15 protein-coding genes are annotated in these 15,704 nt (G+C 70.7%); 8 read left to right on the top strand and 7 right to left on the bottom strand.

Annotation, left to right across the window (positions count from 1 at the left end; translation table 11 throughout):
* The first annotated feature begins 47 nt into the window (after window positions 1-47).
* Window positions 48-752, top strand: a complete 705-nt coding sequence (locus tag ID574_RS33715) for a thioredoxin-like domain-containing protein (protein WP_188193025.1) — start codon at window positions 48-50, stop codon at window positions 750-752.
* Window positions 753-840: 88 nt separating this feature from the next.
* Here ID574_RS33715 and ald read toward each other — a convergent pair whose 3' ends face one another.
* Entirely contained in the window at window positions 841-1,956 is a 1,116-nt protein-coding gene (gene ald, locus ID574_RS33710; RefSeq protein ID WP_188193024.1) for an alanine dehydrogenase, read from the bottom strand.
* A gap of 162 nt (window positions 1,957-2,118) precedes the next feature.
* Between ald and ID574_RS33705 the strand changes: the two genes are divergently transcribed.
* The gene (locus ID574_RS33705) at window positions 2,119-3,036 is read left to right on the top strand and encodes an excalibur calcium-binding domain-containing protein (RefSeq protein WP_188193023.1); all 918 of its coding nucleotides are present in this window, start codon (window positions 2,119-2,121) and stop codon (window positions 3,034-3,036) included.
* Here ID574_RS33705 and ID574_RS33700 read toward each other — a convergent pair.
* Genes ID574_RS33700 through ID574_RS33690 form a run of 3 tightly spaced genes read right to left on the bottom strand, consistent with a single transcriptional unit; the run spans window position 3,033 to window position 6,918 of the window.
* Entirely contained in the window at window positions 3,033-4,418 is a 1,386-nt protein-coding gene (locus ID574_RS33700; protein ID WP_188193022.1) for an NCS2 family permease, read from the bottom strand. The genes ID574_RS33705 and ID574_RS33700 overlap by 4 nt on opposite strands.
* Before the next feature lie 53 nt (window positions 4,419-4,471).
* A complete protein-coding gene (locus ID574_RS33695; protein WP_188193021.1) occupies window positions 4,472-4,705 on the bottom strand; it encodes an EF-hand domain-containing protein in 234 nt (77 codons plus the stop codon).
* A 17-nt stretch (window positions 4,706-4,722) separates the two neighbouring features.
* Entirely contained in the window at window positions 4,723-6,918 is a 2,196-nt protein-coding gene (locus ID574_RS33690; protein ID WP_188193020.1) for a molybdopterin cofactor-binding domain-containing protein, read from the bottom strand.
* A 95-nt stretch (window positions 6,919-7,013) separates the two neighbouring features.
* On the opposite strand from ID574_RS33690, the gene ID574_RS33685 reads away from it, so the two are divergent.
* The 5 genes from ID574_RS33685 (at window position 7,014) to ID574_RS33665 (ending at window position 13,675) form a co-directional block, all read left to right on the top strand.
* A complete protein-coding gene (locus ID574_RS33685) occupies window positions 7,014-8,519 on the top strand; it encodes a PucR family transcriptional regulator (protein ID WP_188193019.1) in 1,506 nt (501 codons plus the stop codon).
* 641 nt (window positions 8,520-9,160) lie between these two features.
* Window positions 9,161-10,444 carry a helix-turn-helix domain-containing protein gene (locus tag ID574_RS33680; RefSeq protein ID WP_188193018.1) on the top strand — a complete coding sequence of 428 codons (1,284 nt, stop codon included), beginning with the start codon at window positions 9,161-9,163 and terminating at the stop codon, window positions 10,442-10,444.
* Between the two features lie 44 nt (window positions 10,445-10,488).
* Window positions 10,489-11,106, top strand: coding sequence for a copper resistance CopC family protein (locus ID574_RS33675; RefSeq protein WP_188193017.1), 618 nt, complete (start codon window positions 10,489-10,491; stop codon window positions 11,104-11,106).
* Window positions 11,103-13,079: a bifunctional copper resistance protein CopD/cytochrome c oxidase assembly protein gene (locus ID574_RS33670; RefSeq protein WP_188193016.1), complete on the top strand. Its 1,977-nt coding sequence runs from the start codon at window positions 11,103-11,105 to the stop codon at window positions 13,077-13,079. Before ID574_RS33675 ends, ID574_RS33670 begins: the two co-directional genes overlap by 4 nt.
* Before the next feature lie 206 nt (window positions 13,080-13,285).
* Window positions 13,286-13,675, top strand: a complete 390-nt coding sequence (locus ID574_RS33665) for a sensor histidine kinase (RefSeq protein WP_188193015.1) — start codon at window positions 13,286-13,288, stop codon at window positions 13,673-13,675.
* Window positions 13,676-13,697: 22 nt separating this feature from the next.
* On the opposite strand, the gene map is transcribed toward ID574_RS33665, so the two are convergent.
* Window positions 13,698-14,546 carry a type I methionyl aminopeptidase gene (gene map / locus ID574_RS33660; RefSeq protein ID WP_188193014.1) on the bottom strand — a complete coding sequence of 283 codons (849 nt, stop codon included), beginning with the start codon at window positions 14,544-14,546 and terminating at the stop codon, window positions 13,698-13,700.
* A gap of 32 nt (window positions 14,547-14,578) precedes the next feature.
* Between map and ID574_RS33655 the strand changes: the two genes are divergently transcribed.
* Entirely contained in the window at window positions 14,579-14,755 is a 177-nt protein-coding gene (locus tag ID574_RS33655; RefSeq protein ID WP_185112781.1) for a hypothetical protein, read from the top strand.
* Here the strand turns inward: ID574_RS33655 and ID574_RS33650 are convergent.
* Complete coding sequence (locus tag ID574_RS33650) at window positions 14,752-15,399, bottom strand: cyclase family protein (protein ID WP_188193012.1); 648 nt, start codon at window positions 15,397-15,399, stop codon at window positions 14,752-14,754. The two genes, ID574_RS33655 and ID574_RS33650, sit on opposite strands and share 4 nt — an antisense overlap.
* The gene (locus ID574_RS33645; RefSeq protein WP_188193011.1) at window positions 15,396-15,653 is read right to left on the bottom strand and encodes a CBU_0592 family membrane protein; all 258 of its coding nucleotides are present in this window, start codon (window positions 15,651-15,653) and stop codon (window positions 15,396-15,398) included. The genes ID574_RS33650 and ID574_RS33645 overlap by 4 nt, the downstream gene beginning before the upstream one ends.
* Window positions 15,654-15,704 lie beyond the last annotated feature (51 nt).

Raw genomic sequence — 15,704 nt, 5'->3', positions numbered from 1 at the left:
GCCGGAGGGCATAGGGTGACCTCTGTTGGTTCGCCGATGGAGGAACGATGACGAAGGAGAAGGCGCAGGCGCGGCGCGAGCATCTGCAGCAGATGCGGGCCGAGCAGAAGCGCAAACAACGCCGCGCCGCACTGCTCATGTGGGGAACGGGCGGTTTGATCATCGTCGTGCTCATCGGTGTGGTTGGCTTCTATCTGATCGATCAGGCTCGCAAGACCTCGCTGGACGCCGTGGCCAACTACAAGTACGAGTCCGGCCAGCACGTCTGGACCGCGGTCACCTACAAGGAGACCCCGCCGGTGGGCGGCGAGCACAACAACTACTGGCAGCAGTGCGCGATCTACGACAAGCCGATCCACCCCGAGCACGCGGTCCACTCGCTGGAGCACGGAGCCGTCTGGATCACTTACCGGCCCGACCTGCCCAAGGCACAGGTCGACAAGCTGAAGGAAGTGGCGACGTCCACGGGCGACCAGGAATACATGCTGGTCAGCCCGTTCCCCAACCTGCCGGCGCCGGTGGTGGCGTCGTCGTGGGGGCACCAGCTGAAGCTGAACGACCCGGCGGACCCGAAGCTGGGCGCGTTCATCAAGCGCTACCAGAACGGCCCTGACACGCCGGAGCCGGGCGCCACCTGCGGCGGCGAGAGGGCCGTCACCACCACGGCCGACCAGGCCCCGCTGCCGCCCGAGCCGACGGGCCAGCAGCCGATGGACAGCGCCTCCCCGTCGCCCAGCCAGTCTCAGCAGTAGGGCGGCGAGCCGATCCCCGCATGCGCCCGCCACGCCTCGCCGACGAGCAGGCCGTGGCGGGCGCGGGCGTTGTCCCCGGATGAGGAGGTCAGGCCAGCGCGTCCTCCAACGGCGTCCACTCCAGGCCGTGCGCCTCGGCCACCGGGCGGCTGGTCAGGTGGCCCTCGTGGGCGTTCAGGCCGAGCGCCAGCGCCCGGTCCTCGCGCATGGCCCGCCGCCAGCCCAGGTCGGCGATGGCCAGCGCGTACGGGAGCGTGACGTTGGTCAGCGCGAACGTCGAGGTGTGCGGCACCGCCCCCGGCATGTTGGCCACGCAGTAGAAGATCGAGTCGTGCACCCGGTACGTCGGCGCCTCGTGCGTGGTGGGCCGGGAGTCCTCGAAGCAGCCGCCCTGGTCGATCGAGATGTCCACCAGCACCGAGCCCGGCTTCATCCGGCTGACGAGGTCGTTGGTCACCAGCGTCGGCGCCTTGGCGCCGGGCACCAGCACCGCGCCGATGACGAGGTCGGCCTCCAGCACCGCGCGCTCGATCTCCAGCGTGTTGGAGGCGACCGTCTGGCAGTGCCCCTGGTAGATGAGGTCGGCCTGGCGCAGCTTGTCGATGTTCTTGTCGAGCAGCATCACCTCGGCCTGCATGCCGAGGGCGATGGCGGCGGCGTTCATGCCGGACACGCCGGCCCCGATGACGACGACGTGCGCCGCGCGCACGCCGGACACGCCGCCCATCAGCACGCCCCTGCCGCCCGCCGACCGCATCAGGTGGTACGCGCCGACCTGCGGCGCCAGCCGGCCCGCCACCTCCGACATGGGCGCCAGCAGCGGCAGCGCGCCCTCCGGAGTCTGGACGGTCTCGTACGCCACCGCGGTGCAGCCCGCGTCGAGCAGGGCCTGCGTGCAGGCCCGGGAGGCGGCCAGATGGAGGTACGTGAACAGCACCTGACCCTTGCGCAGCCGGTGGTACTCCTCCGCCATGGGCTCCTTGACCTTCATGACGAGCTCGGCCGCGCCCCACACCTCGTCGGCGTCGGGCACGATGACGGCGCCCGCCGCGGTGAAATCGGCGTCGGGGATCGCCGAGCCCTCGCCCGCGCCCCGCTCGACGTAGACCTGGTGGCCGTGGCGTACCAGCTCGTGCACCCCCGCAGGGGTCAGCGCCACTCGATATTCGCTGTTCTTGACCTCTAGGGGGACACCGATTTTCATGGAACAACTCTCGTTCGCGAGAAAACTTCCGCCAATCTGTGATCCTGCCCTCATTCTTCCTCCTATTCCATGACCTAGCGGTGATCATCGCTTGATTACCCCGGTCCGGCCGGTCCTCGATAGGCTCACCGCAGCCCGAACACCAGGATGGGATCGTCATCGATGGACAAGCCGGAAGAGCCGCCACCCGCGGATCCGGGGGAGCCGCAGGCCAGCAGACTCACCACCATCGTCTTGCTGGTCACGCTGGTGCTCGTCGTGCTCGTCGCAGGCGTGGCCGGCACCGTCGCCGTCCTGATGACGAGGAGCCCCGACACGCCGCTGTTAGGGGCCACGCCGCCGCAGCGGCTGGCCGTGCCCATTCACTTCGCCCCCGTCAGGGAGTTCAAGCCGGCGCCGTGCCCCAACGAGCCGGTCGTGCTGGACGAGGAGCAGAAGACCTGCTACCTGCTGGAGGACGGCGTCACGGTCGGCGCCGTGCAGGAGATCGAGCCGGTGCGCGAGAAGGACGGCCAATACTCCGTGCGCATCGCCGTCGCGCCGGCCTACAAAGAGCGACTGGTGCAACTCATCGACGAGATGGTGCCCGACCAGCGGCAGGTCGCGATCGTGCTGGCCCCCGAGCAGCCCGAGGAGCCCAAGATCGTGCTCGCCGCGCCCATCGTCACCCAGGCCATGGACGGCGACAGCATGAGCATCGCCGGGTTCACGAAGGAGCAGGCCGAAGCGCTGACGGCCCGCCTGCTCGGCCCGACGGCGACCACCGGCGCGCCGACCGGTGCGCCCACCGGCGCTCCCTCCAGCGCGCCCACCGGTCAGCCCGGCGGCACCTCACCGGTCACGACCCCGGGCGCCACGGGCACGCCGGGCACGACCGGGACCACACCCCCGGGAGCCACCGGCACGGCCGCCCCCGTGACCAACGCCGGGCCCACCCCCGATCGCCGCTACGCCAGCTGCAAGGAGGCCGTGGCGGCCGGCGAGGGCCCCTACCACAAGGGCACGCACCGGGAATACGCGTGGTATCCCGACCTCGACAACAACGGCGTGGCCTGCAACAGCGGCGACATCCGCAACTAGGCGAACAGCCGCTCCAGCCAGTCCATCCCGAAATACGCCAGGAAGATCGCCGACACCACCCACAGCAGCCACGGGATCTCCGCGAACTTGCCGCGGGCCGCCTTGATCAGCGTGTAGACGATCACGCCCGCGCCCACGCCGTTCGTGATCGAGTACGTGAACGGCATCAGCGCGATCGTCAGGAACGCCGGCACGGCCAGCTCCACGTCGTCCCAGGGCACGTTCTTGCTCTGCATCATCATCAGCGCCCCGACCAGCACCAGCGCGGGCGCCGCCGCGGCGGCGGGCACGACCGCGGCCAGCGGCGTGAACAGCAGCGTCAGCCCCAGCAGCGCCCCGGTCACCACGCTGGCGAGCCCGGTCCGCGCGCCCTCGCCGACGCCCGCGGCCGACTCCACGAAGACGGTGTTCGCCGAGGAGCTGACCCCGCCGCCCACCATGCCCGCCACGCCGTCGACGGTGAGGATCCGGCCCAGCCGCGGCACCTGCCCCCGCCGGTCCACGAGCCCCGCCTCGTCGCTGACGCCGATGATCGTGCCCATCGCGTCGAAGAACCCGGACAGCACGAGCGTGAACAGCACCACGGACGCCGTCAGCGCCCCCGCCCTGGCGAACCCGCCGAACACGTCGACCGCGCCGACCAGGCCGAAGCTGGGCGCCGCGACCAGCGACTCGGGCACGCGCGGCGTGACGACGCCCCACGACTCCGGAGGGACCCTGGCCAGCGAGTTGACCAGCACGGACAGTGCCGCGGTCACCGCGATGGCGAGGAGGATGGCGCCCGGGATCCGGCGTGCGAACAAGACGATCATCAGCAGCAGGCCGAAGCAGAACATCACGACCGGCCAGCCCGTCAGCTGGCCGGTGGCGCCGAGCTGCACGGGAGTGCCCGTGCCGCGCGCCACGAACCCGGCGTCCACCAGGCCGATCAGCGCGATGAACAGGCCGATGCCCACGCTGATGGCGTGCTTGAGCGCCAGCGGGATCGCGTTCATGATCAGCGTGCGCAGGCCGGTGACGGCCAGCAGGACGATCGCGAGGCCCTCGAGCACCACCAGGCCCATGGCCTGGGCCCATGTCATGTGGGGCGCGGCCTGGTAGGCGACCACCGCGTTCAGCCCGAGCCCGGCGGCCAGGCCGAACGGGGCGTTGCCGACGACCGCCATGAGCAGCGTGGAGATCGCGGCGGCGAGCGCGGTGGAGGTGGTCAGCTCGGCGATCGACAGGCGCGCGCCGGTGACGTCCCTGGCGCCCGCGAGGATGATCGGATTGAGCAGGATGATGTACGCCATGGCCACGAATGTGGTGATGCCGCCACGCACCTCGCGGCCGACGGTGGTCCCCCGTCCGGTCAGCTCGAAGAATCGGTCGAGCACACCCATTCCCCCTTGATGATCAGGGGGAATGGGGGGCACTTACCCGATGGAGGACGGGTTCACGCCTTCTCGTGCCGTCCGTGGCCGACGAGCCCGATGAACTCCTCCAGCCCGATCGTGCCGTCGCCGTCGCGGTCGGCGGACTTGATGAACGCCTCCACCTCGCTCTCGGACGCGCCCTGCCCGCCCAGCGCCTCGTTGGCCTGGCGGATCTCGGCCGCGGTCAGCAGCCCGTCTCCGTCGGTGTCGAAGCGCCTGAACTCCGCCTCGGCGGCCTCACGTGCGGTTGCCATCGGATACCTCCCCGTCGTTACCCCTTATTGAACAGGGCGATATCTTCCGGCCTGATCGGAACGCGCGTCAACCGGAGCCCGGTGGCCGCGCGCACCGCCGCCGCGATGGCGGGGGTGGAGGACAGCGTCGGGGGCTCGCCCGCGCCGCGCAGGCCGTACGGCGCCGCAGGATCCGGATTTTCCAGGATTTTCAGCTGCATGGGCGGCATGTCGAGGATGGTGGGGATCAGGTAGTCGGTGAACGACGGGTTGAGCACCTTGCCGTCGCGTACCTGGATCTCCTCCATCAGCGCCAGCCCGAGACCCTGCGCCGAGCCGCCGTGGATCTGCCCTTCTAGGGCCTGCGGGTTCATGATCCGGCCCACGTCCTGAACCGCCGCCAGCTCCACCACCTTGACCAGGCCCAGCTCGACGTCCACGTCCACCACGGCCCGGTGCACGCACAGCGCCAGCTGCGTGTGCGAGTCGCCCTGCCCCGTCACCGGATCCATCGGGTACGTGGGCCGGTGCCGGTACACGCGGGTCTCCTCGACCGGCCCGAACCGCTCCAGGGCCTCCCGCGCCGGCAGCCCCTTGAACCGCTCGCGCACGGCCTCGCAGGCGGCCTTCACCGCGCCGCCGGTGACGTACGACTGCCGGGAGGCCGACGACGAGCCGGCCGAGCCCACCGAGGTGTCGGCCGTGGCCACGGTCACGTTCGCGATGCCGAGCTCGGTGCGGGCGATCTGGGCCTGGAGCGTCACCAGGCCCTGGCCCACCTCGGCGGCCGCGGTGTGCACGGTGACGTGCGGCTCGCCGCCCACCAGCTCGGCCCGCACCCGGGCCGTGGAGTAGTCGTCGAAGCCCTCGGAGAAGCAGATGTTCTTGATCCCGACGCCGTACCCGACGCCGCGCCGCACCGACTCTCCGTGCGTGGTCTGCGACACGCCGCCGGGCAGATCACGCAGATCCCGGCCGGTCGGCCCGTCGGGCAGGGGCCCCGGCGTCGGCAGGGCCTCCAGATCGCGCAGCATGTCCGCGAGCGGCGCCGGGGAGTCGATCAGCTGGCCGGTGATGAGCCGGGACCCCTGCGAGACGGCGTTGCGCACCCGGATCTCCACCGGCGACAGCCCGCACGCCTCGGCCAGCCGGTCCATCTGCGACTCGTACGCGTAGCAGGCCTGCACCGCGCCGAACCCGCGCATGGCGCCGCACGGCGGGTTGTTGGTGTAGACGCCGGTGGCCACCACGTCCACGTTCGGCACCTCGTACGGGCCCACGCCCAGCGACGCGGCGTTGCCCACCACGGCCGGGGAGGAGGAGCAGTACGCGCCGCCGTCCAGCAGGATGTCGGCCTTGACGTAGACCAGCCTGCCGTCGCGGGTGGCGCCGTGCTCGTAGCGCATCCGGGCGGGATGGCGGTGCACGTGGCCGAAGAACGACTCCTCACGGCCATAGACGATCTTGACGGGGCGGTCCAGGCGCAGCGCCAGCATGCAGGCGTGCACCTGCATGGACAGATCCTCGCGGGCGCCGAACGCGCCGCCCACGCCGGACAGCGTCAGACGCACCTTCTCCGGCGGCAGGCCGAGGCAGGGGGCCAGCTGATCGCGGTCCACGTGCAGCCACTGGGTGGCGATGTAGAGGTCGACGCCGCCGTCCTCCGCCGGAACCGCCAGCCCGGCCTCCGGGCCCAGGAACGCCTGGTCCTGCATGCCGACCTCGTACTCGCCGGTGACCACGACCTCGGCCTCGAAGGTGTCGCCGTAGCGCACCGGCTGGCGCCGCACGACGTCCGCCGACTCGCGGGGGTCGGTGACGGCCTCGCGGACCTCGTACTCGACCACGATCGCGGCGGCCGCCCTGCGGGCCGTCTCCGGATGGTCGGCCGCCACCAGCGCCACCGGCTCGCCCTGGTAGCGGACCTGGTCGATGGCCAGCACCGGCTGGTCCTTGTGCTCCAGACCGTAGAACTTCGCCCCGGGCACGTCCTCGTGCGTCAGCACGGCCAGCACGCCGGGGATCCTCAGCGCCGGCCCCACGTCGATCGAGCGGATCCACGCCGACGCGTGCGGGCTGCGCAGCGTCGCCCCCCACACCATGCCGTCGATCCACAGGTCGGAGGCGTAGGCGAACTCTCCGGTCACCTTCAGCGCCGCGTCCGGGCGTCTGGCGCTCTCTCCGACGCCGTGCCCGCTCACGTTGGGCAGGGTCGTGTACGCGGTCTCCGTCATCCTCCGAGTAGAGCACCGCCGCCCGTCCGGCTCCTATGCACGCGACGTGAAATCCATGTCAAAGCACGTAACATGCGGCTTGTATATTCCTCCAAGTGCGCATCAGTGACCTGCTGGCCATCGACGATCTGCGCCTGACGCTGCTCGCCGGCGACCCCGATCGCGAGTTCAGCACCGTGCACATCACCGACCTGCCGGAGCCGGGGCGCTACCTGTCCGGCGGCGAGCTCGTGCTGACCGGGCTCATGTGGCGGCACACACCCGACGACTCCGACCGGTTCGTGGCCGCGCTGGCCGAGGCCGGGGTCGCCGCGCTGGGCGCCGGGGCGGCCTGGCTGGGCCACGTCCCCGACGACCTGGTGTCCGCCTGCCGGGCCGCCGGCCTGCCGCTGCTCGAGGTGCCGACGGAGGTCTCGTTCCGCACACTGACCGAGCTCGTCGTGCCCCGGCTGTCCGGCGACGTACGCGACGAGCTCGGCCGCCACCGCAGGCTCGTCGCCGCCATCGCCGAAGGCGCCGACCTGCGCGAGCTGTTCGAGCTCACCGCCGCCGAGCTGGGCGTCACCGGCGCCGTCCTGTCCGCGTCCGGCCACATGATCGTCGGCACCGTCGCGGACCCCGTGCGCCTGGCCAAGGCCTACCTGACGGCACCCCGGCTGCCCGCCTGCGTCGCCGGCAGCACGATCTTCGCGGTGGGCCGCGGGCACCGCGCCGCGGGCTGGGTCCTGGCCTGCGACGGCGACCTGCTGGGCCGCGCCGACCTCGGCTACGAGCTGGCCGCCTGCGTCGGGCTGGAGCGCAGCCGCATGGAGGAGGGCCGCAGGGTCGAGCGCCGCCTGGCCGAGCAGCTCGTCGTGGCCGCGCTCGCCGACGCCGACGTGGCCGAGCTCAACGCCCGCCTGCGGACGTGCGGAATCGACGCGGCGGAGCCGTACGCGATCGTGACCGCCACGGCGTCCCGACCTGGGCCCCGGCCGGGCGCCACCCGCGGCCCCGATCCCGCCGCGCTCGGCGGCCAGATCGTGGAGGAGCTGCTCGGCCGCGAGGTCGTGGCGGCGGCCGGCGCCGACGGCGCGGTCGCCGTGGTGCCGCTGCGCGGCCGCACCACCGCCGAGCTGGCCGACCGGCTGCGGGCCGGCGCCGAGGTGCTGTCCGCGCTGCCCGACACCCGCGTCTGCGCCGGGGTGAGCGGCGCGCTCACCGGCGCCGCCGCGATCAAGGGCGGCGTGGAGGAGGCCGGCCACGCCAGGCGGCTGGCCGAGGCCCGCGCCGGAGGGGTGGTGACCAGCGACGAGATCTACACCCACGCGCTGCTGCTGGCCACGGTGCCGGGCGACGTGCGCCGCTCGTTCGCGGCCCGGCTGCTGTCGCCGCTGCTCGACTACGACCGCAGGCACCAGTCCGACCTGGTGCGCACGCTCGGCGTCTTCCTCGACTGCGCCGGCTCGTGGAACGCCTGCGCCGAGCGGCTCCACGTGCACGTCAACACCGTCCGCTACCGCATCCGCAGGATCGAGGAGCTGACCGGCAGGAACCTGTCCACGATGGCCGATCGGGTCGACTTCTTCCTGGCCCTCAGGGACACGGGCCCGCCGCGGTGACCGCGTGACAAGTCGACATCGCTGTTCGCCGAAAAGACGTACGAATGCGTGACCGGATGATGGAACGGAGCGGGCGGCTGCGACGGCGAGAATGGCGAGTGTCGCCCGCTGCCTGGCAGGGCCAAGATCGACGGTGCGGGAGCCGTTTACGGCGGTCACCGCCCCCAACAGGCGGATGGAAATCCCGCCGCTCACGCCAGCCTCCGCCATCGCCTCCCGCTCGCAGTCAACGAGGCAGCGTAGTCGCTCTGGCGTTCCTGTGAAGGGAACGGGGGAGATGTAGATCGAATGTAGGGAGCCGCGGCTAGACTGGCGCAAGCGTGGGAAGAGGGGGGCAAGCGACGAGGCGGTGCCGTCACTCTCTCAAGAGAGCGTCGCCCGCAGGGCACGATGCGGCGTGCGCCTATGACAGGCGAGTGCACCCCCTCTTGCCGCCCACTCTTGCTCAGCAGCAGTGACTGTCATTCTGGCTGGCGGCGAGGGAAGACGTTTCGGCACTCGCCGCCGTAACATTACCTCCAATGGTTGCCACGAACGAGATCGCGGCGATCAGGGCTGACAGGGCAATACGCATGCGCATGGGGGTTCTCCCTCGCCTATGTGAGGTTGCTAGGACTTCATCTTCTCAGGGAGCAACGACTGTGACCACATCTGACCTGGTCGGACTCCGCATCAAAACCGTTCGGCGTCAACGTGGCCTTTCGCAGGCACAGCTGGCGCACCCCGAGCTCTCTGACAGTTACGTCTCGTTGATCGAGAGTGGCAAGCGTACCCCCACCCCCGCGGTCCTGGAGCTGCTGGCCCAGAAGCTCGACTGCTCGTTGTCCTATCTGATCAACGGTGTGACCGCCGAGCAGATGGAGGACATCGAGCTGGCACTCGGCTACGCACGGCTGGCCCTTGAGAACGGCGAGGTCGCCGAGGCTCGCACGCGGTTCGAAGAGCTGCTCGGGAACAGCAGCCTGACAGGCTTGGCTGCGCTCCGTCAAGACGCCGAGTTCGGGCTGGCGCTCGCGACCGAGGCCGCCGGCGATCTCGACCGGGCGATCTCCATTCTGCTGAAGCTGCGCGAGGAGGATCTGCCGCCTGACCGCCGCATCGAGGTCGCCATCGCGCTGTGCCGCACCTACCGGGAGAACGAGCAGCTCACCGAGGCCGTCCAGGTGGGCGAGCAAATGCTGGGCGGCAACACCCGGCTGGCCTGGACCGACCTGCTCGTCGAGATGGGTGCCACGTTGCTGGCCGCCTACCTGGAACGCGGCGATCTGCTTCGCGCCAGGCAGTTCGCGGCCGAGTTGCTCAACGCCGCCGACGCGCTGGGCACGCCGCGCTCGATCGTCGCGTCCAACTGGATGGCCTCCAACGCCGCCCACGCCACCGGCCACAACGACGAGGCGCTGATCTTCGCCGAGCGAGCGATGGCCGTGCAGCTGGAGACCGGTCAGCCGCGCAACATCGCGAGGATGCGGCTTGCGCTGGCGCGGAAGCGGCTCAGGTCCGGCATGCACGACGCCCTGGCTGTACGTGACATGCTACGGACGGCGGTCGCCGAGTTCGAGCAGACCTCCACCAGCACGATCGACCGGGCCCGCGTTCACGTGGAGTTGGCCTGCGCCGAGTACATGTCCCGAGGCCTTGACGAGGCCGCCAAGCACGCTATGACCGGTAGGGACCTTCTCCCCGAGTTCGGTCACTCGCTGGGTGCCGAGGCGAACCTGCTGCTCGGCAGGATCTACAATGCGGCAGGCCGTGCGGAGGAAGCGCACCAGCATGTCACCGCCGTGAACGACTGGCTTGCCCCGCTGCCCGACTCCCGCAATTCAGCCTCCATGTGGTACGCCGCCGCCGAGACCATGGAGGAGTTGGGCGACCCTGACGGGGCCGTGGAGGCATACCAGCGGGCACTGGCCTGCGCAGGGCTGTAGCGCGGTCCGGACCGGGCATGGGCGTCGGTAGCCTTGGGGGTGTCATGAAGAGATCCCCGCTCGCGGCCCTGACCGCGATACTCGCCGCCCTGCTCGTGCTCGGCACCGCCGCCCCGGCGCTGGCGCACGACGCGCTCAAGAGCAGCTCACCGGCCAAGGGGGCAGAGGTCGACGCCCTCGACGAGGTCAGGCTCGAGTTCACCAACAAGGTGCGCATGCCGTTCGTCATCGTGCGCGGGCCGGGTGACGCCCAAGTCCAGTCGGGCAAGCCCGAGCTGGACGGCGCGGTGGTGAGGCAGGCGGTGAAGGGGCCGCTGCCCGACGGGAAATACACGATCGCCTACCGGGTCGTGTCGTCCGACGGGCATCCGATCGAGGGTGAGATCCCCTTCAGGGTCAAGGGCGCCGAGACGCCGCCGGCGTCGCCCAGCCCCGAGTCGCCCAGCCCTGAGGCGTCGCAGTCGGCCGCGGCGTCCCCGAGCCCGGAGGCGTCCGCGCCGGCGAGCGCACCGTCCGCCCCGGCGGGCCAGACGAGCCTGGAGGCCGACGAGGTCTCGTCCGCCCAAGACGTGTCGTTCCCCGTCTGGCTGATCGTCGTGATCGGCGCGCTCGTCGGCATCGGCATCGGATTCCTGCTCAGCGCGCGGAGAAGCAAGCCATGAGCCGGGCGGCGCGCCTCGCGCTCGCGGGAGCGGCGGCCGCGGTCGTCGCACTGGTGATCGGCATGATCGCCGGAGGCCGGGCGTTCCCCCGGATCATCCCCGGGCTGCCCGACGCGGGCGCGGTCGTCCGGTGGGGGCTGCCGCTGTCCAAGCTGCTGATGGACCTGGCCGGCCTGGCCACCGTCGGGCTGCTGCTCATGGCCGCCACCCTGCTGCCCAACGACAAGGGCATGCTCGGCAAGCCCGCGCTCCACTACGTCAAGGGCGCCTCCTGGGCGGCGCTGGCCTGGGCCGGGGCGGCGTTCCTCTCCATCGTCTTCGGCGTCGCCGACTCCATGGGCCGCACGGTGCCCCAGGTCCTCGACGGCGCCTACCTCAGCAGCTACGCCACCCAGACCACGCAGGGCGTCGCGCTGACGCTCGTCGTGCTGTTCGGCGTGGCGATCGCCCTGTTCTCCCGAGGCGCCATCACCGCGGGGGCCGCGGCGGGGCTGCTGGTGTTCGCGCTGGTCACGCTGCTGCCGGTGCCGCTCACCGGCCACTCGTCCTCCTCGCCCAACCACGACCTGGCCACCTCCGCGGTGGCGCTGCACCTGCTTGCCCTCGCCCTCTGGGTGGGCGGCCTGGTCGTGCTGGCCGCGCACGCCCTGCGCAAGGAGCCGCTGCTCGACGTGGCCGCCGACCGGTTCTCCAGGATGGCCTTGTGGTGCTACGTCGGCGTGGGGCTCTCGGGGGTGTTCAGCCTCGTCGCGCGGCTGGGCGCGGTGTCCGACCTGTGGACCTCCGAGTACGGCGTGCTCGCCGTGGTCAAGATCGTCGCCTTCGTGCTGCTCGGCTACGTCGGCTACTGGCACAGGAAGCGCACCCTGGTCCAGCTCGAGGGCCGCAGTCCGGGGGCGTTCACCCGGCTGGCCGGCGGCGAGACGCTGCTCATGCTCGCCACCGTCGGGCTGGCCGTCGCGCTGTCGCGCACCCCGCCGCCCGAGTTCGTCACCCCCGCCGACCGGGCCTTCGAACTGCTCGGCTTCCCCCTGCCGCCGGAGATCACGCTCGGCAACGTGTTCACCCTGTGGTGGTTCGACCTGTTCTTCGCCGTGGTCGCCGCCGTGCTCGCCGGGCTCTACCTGGCCGGCGTGCTCCGGCTCAGGCGGCGCGGCGACGCCTGGCCCCCTTTGCGCACGGCCTCCTGGTTCATCGGGGTCGCGCTGCTGGTCTTCGCCACGCAGAGCGGGCTGGCCCGCTACGCCCAGGTCATGTTCGACGTGCACATGATCGAGCACATGACCCTCTCCATGATCGTGCCGATCTTCCTCGTCCTCGGCGGGCCCGTCACGCTGGCGCTGCGCGCGCTCAAGCCCGCCGCCAGGCGGGGCGACAGAGGGCCGCGTGAGTGGATCACGACGATCCTGCACAGCCGGTTCACGAAGGTCGCCACGCATCCCGTCGTCGCCACGTCGATCTTCATCGGCTCGACGTACGCGCTCTACTTCACGCCGCTGTTCGAGTCCGCCATGACCGAGCACCTCGGGCACATCTGGATGACGCTGCACTTCCTGCTCAGCGGGTGCCTGTTCTTCTGGGTGATCATCGGAGTCGATCCCGGCCCCAACCGGCTCCCGTACGTCGGGCGGCTGCTCATGCTCTTCGTCACCATGCCGTTCCACGCGTTCTTCGGCATCGCGCTGATGATGACGGGCACGGTGATCGCCTCCGGCTGGTACGAGCAGCTCGGCCGCACGTGGGGCGACACGCTGCTGCAGACGCAGCAGGACGGCGGTGCCATCGCGTGGGGCTTCGGCGAGATCCCCACGTTGATCGTGCTGCTGGCCATCGCCGTGCAGTGGTACCAGGACGACGACCGGCAGGCCCGGCGCGCCGACCGGAAGGCCGACCGCGGCGGCGCCGGCGATCCGGAGCTCGACTCCTACAACGCCTACCTCGCCCGCCTCAACCGCGCTGACAAGGGCGAGTAGCCGTTCGGACATGCCCTTCTATCCTCCAACCACACGTCTCTGTACCGGCAGGTAGCCTTTCTCGTAGGGGATACGGGCATAACCTCGTGAGCTAGCGTGCGCAGCCTTGAGGGGGGATTGCGCGGCGCGAGTGGAGGCGCCGGAGTGGGGACCGGCGCAGGCCCGGGTGCCAAGGAAGGCGAGAACCATTGTCGGAAGAGACACGCATGCGCGGGGGGCAGAGCCTGGCCGAGGCGCTCGAGAGCTACCTCGCCGAATGGTCGGAGCGTACGGGGATCGCCGTGGAGACTTGGGCCCTGCCGGCCACGGACGTGCCGTCCCGCGTCTCCAGCAGCGTCATGGCCGCCCTGCGTGAGGCCCTGGACAACGTCGAGCAGCACAGCAGGGCCAGGACCGTGTCCATCGCCGTGACGAGCGGCAAGAGCGGGCTGCGCATGACCGTCAGTGACAACGGCCAGGGATTTCCCACGGCCAGGGCCGGGCGCGGGATCGCCCGGATGAGAGCGGCGTTCGCCGAGGTCGGGGGCAGTCTGTCGGTCAACAGCGTCCACGGGGAGGGGACCACGATCAGCGGGGTGGTGCCGCGGCGCGACTGAGCCGTGCACCACCGGCCGGGTGTCACGGGAGGGTGAGGATGTCGCTGCCGGTCTCCGTGACCACGATCGTGTGCTCGAACTGGGCCGTGCGCTTGCGGTCCTTCGTGACCGCCGTCCACTTGTCCGGCCAGATCTCGTACTCGATCGTGCCCAGCGTGAGCATCGGCTCGATCGTGAACGTCATGCCCGGCACCAGCTCCACCCGCAGCGACGGGTCGTCGTAGTGGGGGACCATCAGGCCCGAGTGGAAGGTCGTGCCGATGCCGTGGCCGGTGAAGTCGCGGACGACGCCGTAGCCGAAGCGCTTGGCGTACGCCTCGATGACCCGGCCCACCACATTGAGCTGCCGGCCGGGGGCGACCGCCTTGATGGCGCGCATCATCGCCTCGCGGGTGCGCTCGACCAGCAGCCGCGACTCCTCGTCCACCTCGCCCACGAGGTATGTCGCGTCGGTGTCGCCGTGCACGCCGCCGATGTAGGCGGTGATGTCGACGTTGACGATGTCGCCGTCGCGCAGCACCGTGTCGTCGGGGATGCCGTGGCAGATCACCTCGTTGATCGAGGTGCACAGGGACTTGGGGTAGCCCTTGTAGCCCAGCGTGCTGGGATAGGCGCCGTGGTCGATGAGGAACTCGTGGCCGATCCTGTCGAGCTCGTCGGTGGTGACGCCTGGCTGGACGTGCTTGCCGACCTCCTCGAGCGCCTGGGCGGCGATCCTGCCCGCCACGCGCATGCGCTCGATGACCTCGGGGGTCTTCACGTCGGACTCGCCGATCTTGGGGCGCTTCTTGCCGACGTACTCCGGCCGCTCGATGTGGGCGGGGACCTTTCGCATCGGCGAAACTCGTCCGGGCTGGAGCAGTGTCGTCATGAACCATGAGTCTACGGGGCAGAATCAACCACGTGAGCGAAGGCCAGTGGTGGTTCTGTCTCAAGCACATGCGGGTCGAGCCCGACCAGGGCTGCCCCAACAAGGACCGGATGGGTCCGTACGCGTCCGAGCAGGAGGCGGCCGGGGCGCTGCAGCGCGCCGCCGACCGCAACAAGGCGTGGGACGAGGCCGACCAGGACGACGACTAGGGCACGACCGCGTACGCCCGGACGGGGAACGTGCCCATGCCCGCGACCATCGGCGGCGCGGCGTGGAAGCGGAAGCCTCGGTCGGGCAGCTGCGCCAGGCCCGTCATGTGCTCCACCAGGGGGATCCCCGCCTCCAGCAGGATCGTGTGGGCGGGGCGTTCGCCCTGCGGCGGGGTGTCGTCGATGTTGAGCGAATCGATCCCGACCAGCGCCGCGCCCTGCCCGGCCAGCCACTTCGCCGACTCGGGCGCCAGATAGGGGTGGCCGTGGAAATAGGCGTCGGTGCCGAAGTGGCGGTCCCAGCCGGTGTGGATCAGCACGGCCCGCCTCCGCACGTCGAGCCTCTGGTCGAGGACGATCTCCCGCCCCCCGCCCTGGGCGCGGACCACCAGGCCGGGGAGGTCGGCGAGCTTGGACACCGGCACCTGGGACAGGTCCGGGCCGTCCGGGTAGCGGTGGAACGGGGTGTCCAGGTAGGTGCCGGTGTTGGCGGCCATGGTGATCATGCCGATGTGGAACTCCGTGCCCGGCGCGTACACCTCGCGGGAGCCCTCCCTGGTGAGATGCGCGGTCACCTTCGGGGCCGGGATGCCGGGATAGGTGATCATCCCGTCGGTGATGCGGTGGCTGAGTTCGACGATCATTTGGCCACTCCTACTCGTACTCGCGTGAGCTTGACGAGGGCGGCCACGCCGATGGCGGCCCACACCAGGTTGAGGCCGGCCGACGGCCAGGCGGCGCTGTGGGCGCTGTTGACCATGAGGGCGGCCGAGCCGAAGAGGTTGAGCAGCTGGTACGCCACTCCGTCGCCCGAGAGGCGGGACGACGATACCAGGGCGTAGCCGGCCAGCAGTGCGGCGGCTCCGGCCCAGCCGATGGCGGCGAGGAGGAGGTCCATACAGCCATTGTCCGGATTTAGGGCCGTAAAGCACAAATAAAGAAAGCTAAA

The organism is Nonomuraea sp. SYSU D8015, assembly GCF_008065375.1.
GTDB lineage: Bacteria > Actinomycetota > Actinomycetes > Streptosporangiales > Streptosporangiaceae > Nonomuraea.
This window is presented reverse-complemented; position numbering and strand designations above follow the sequence as displayed.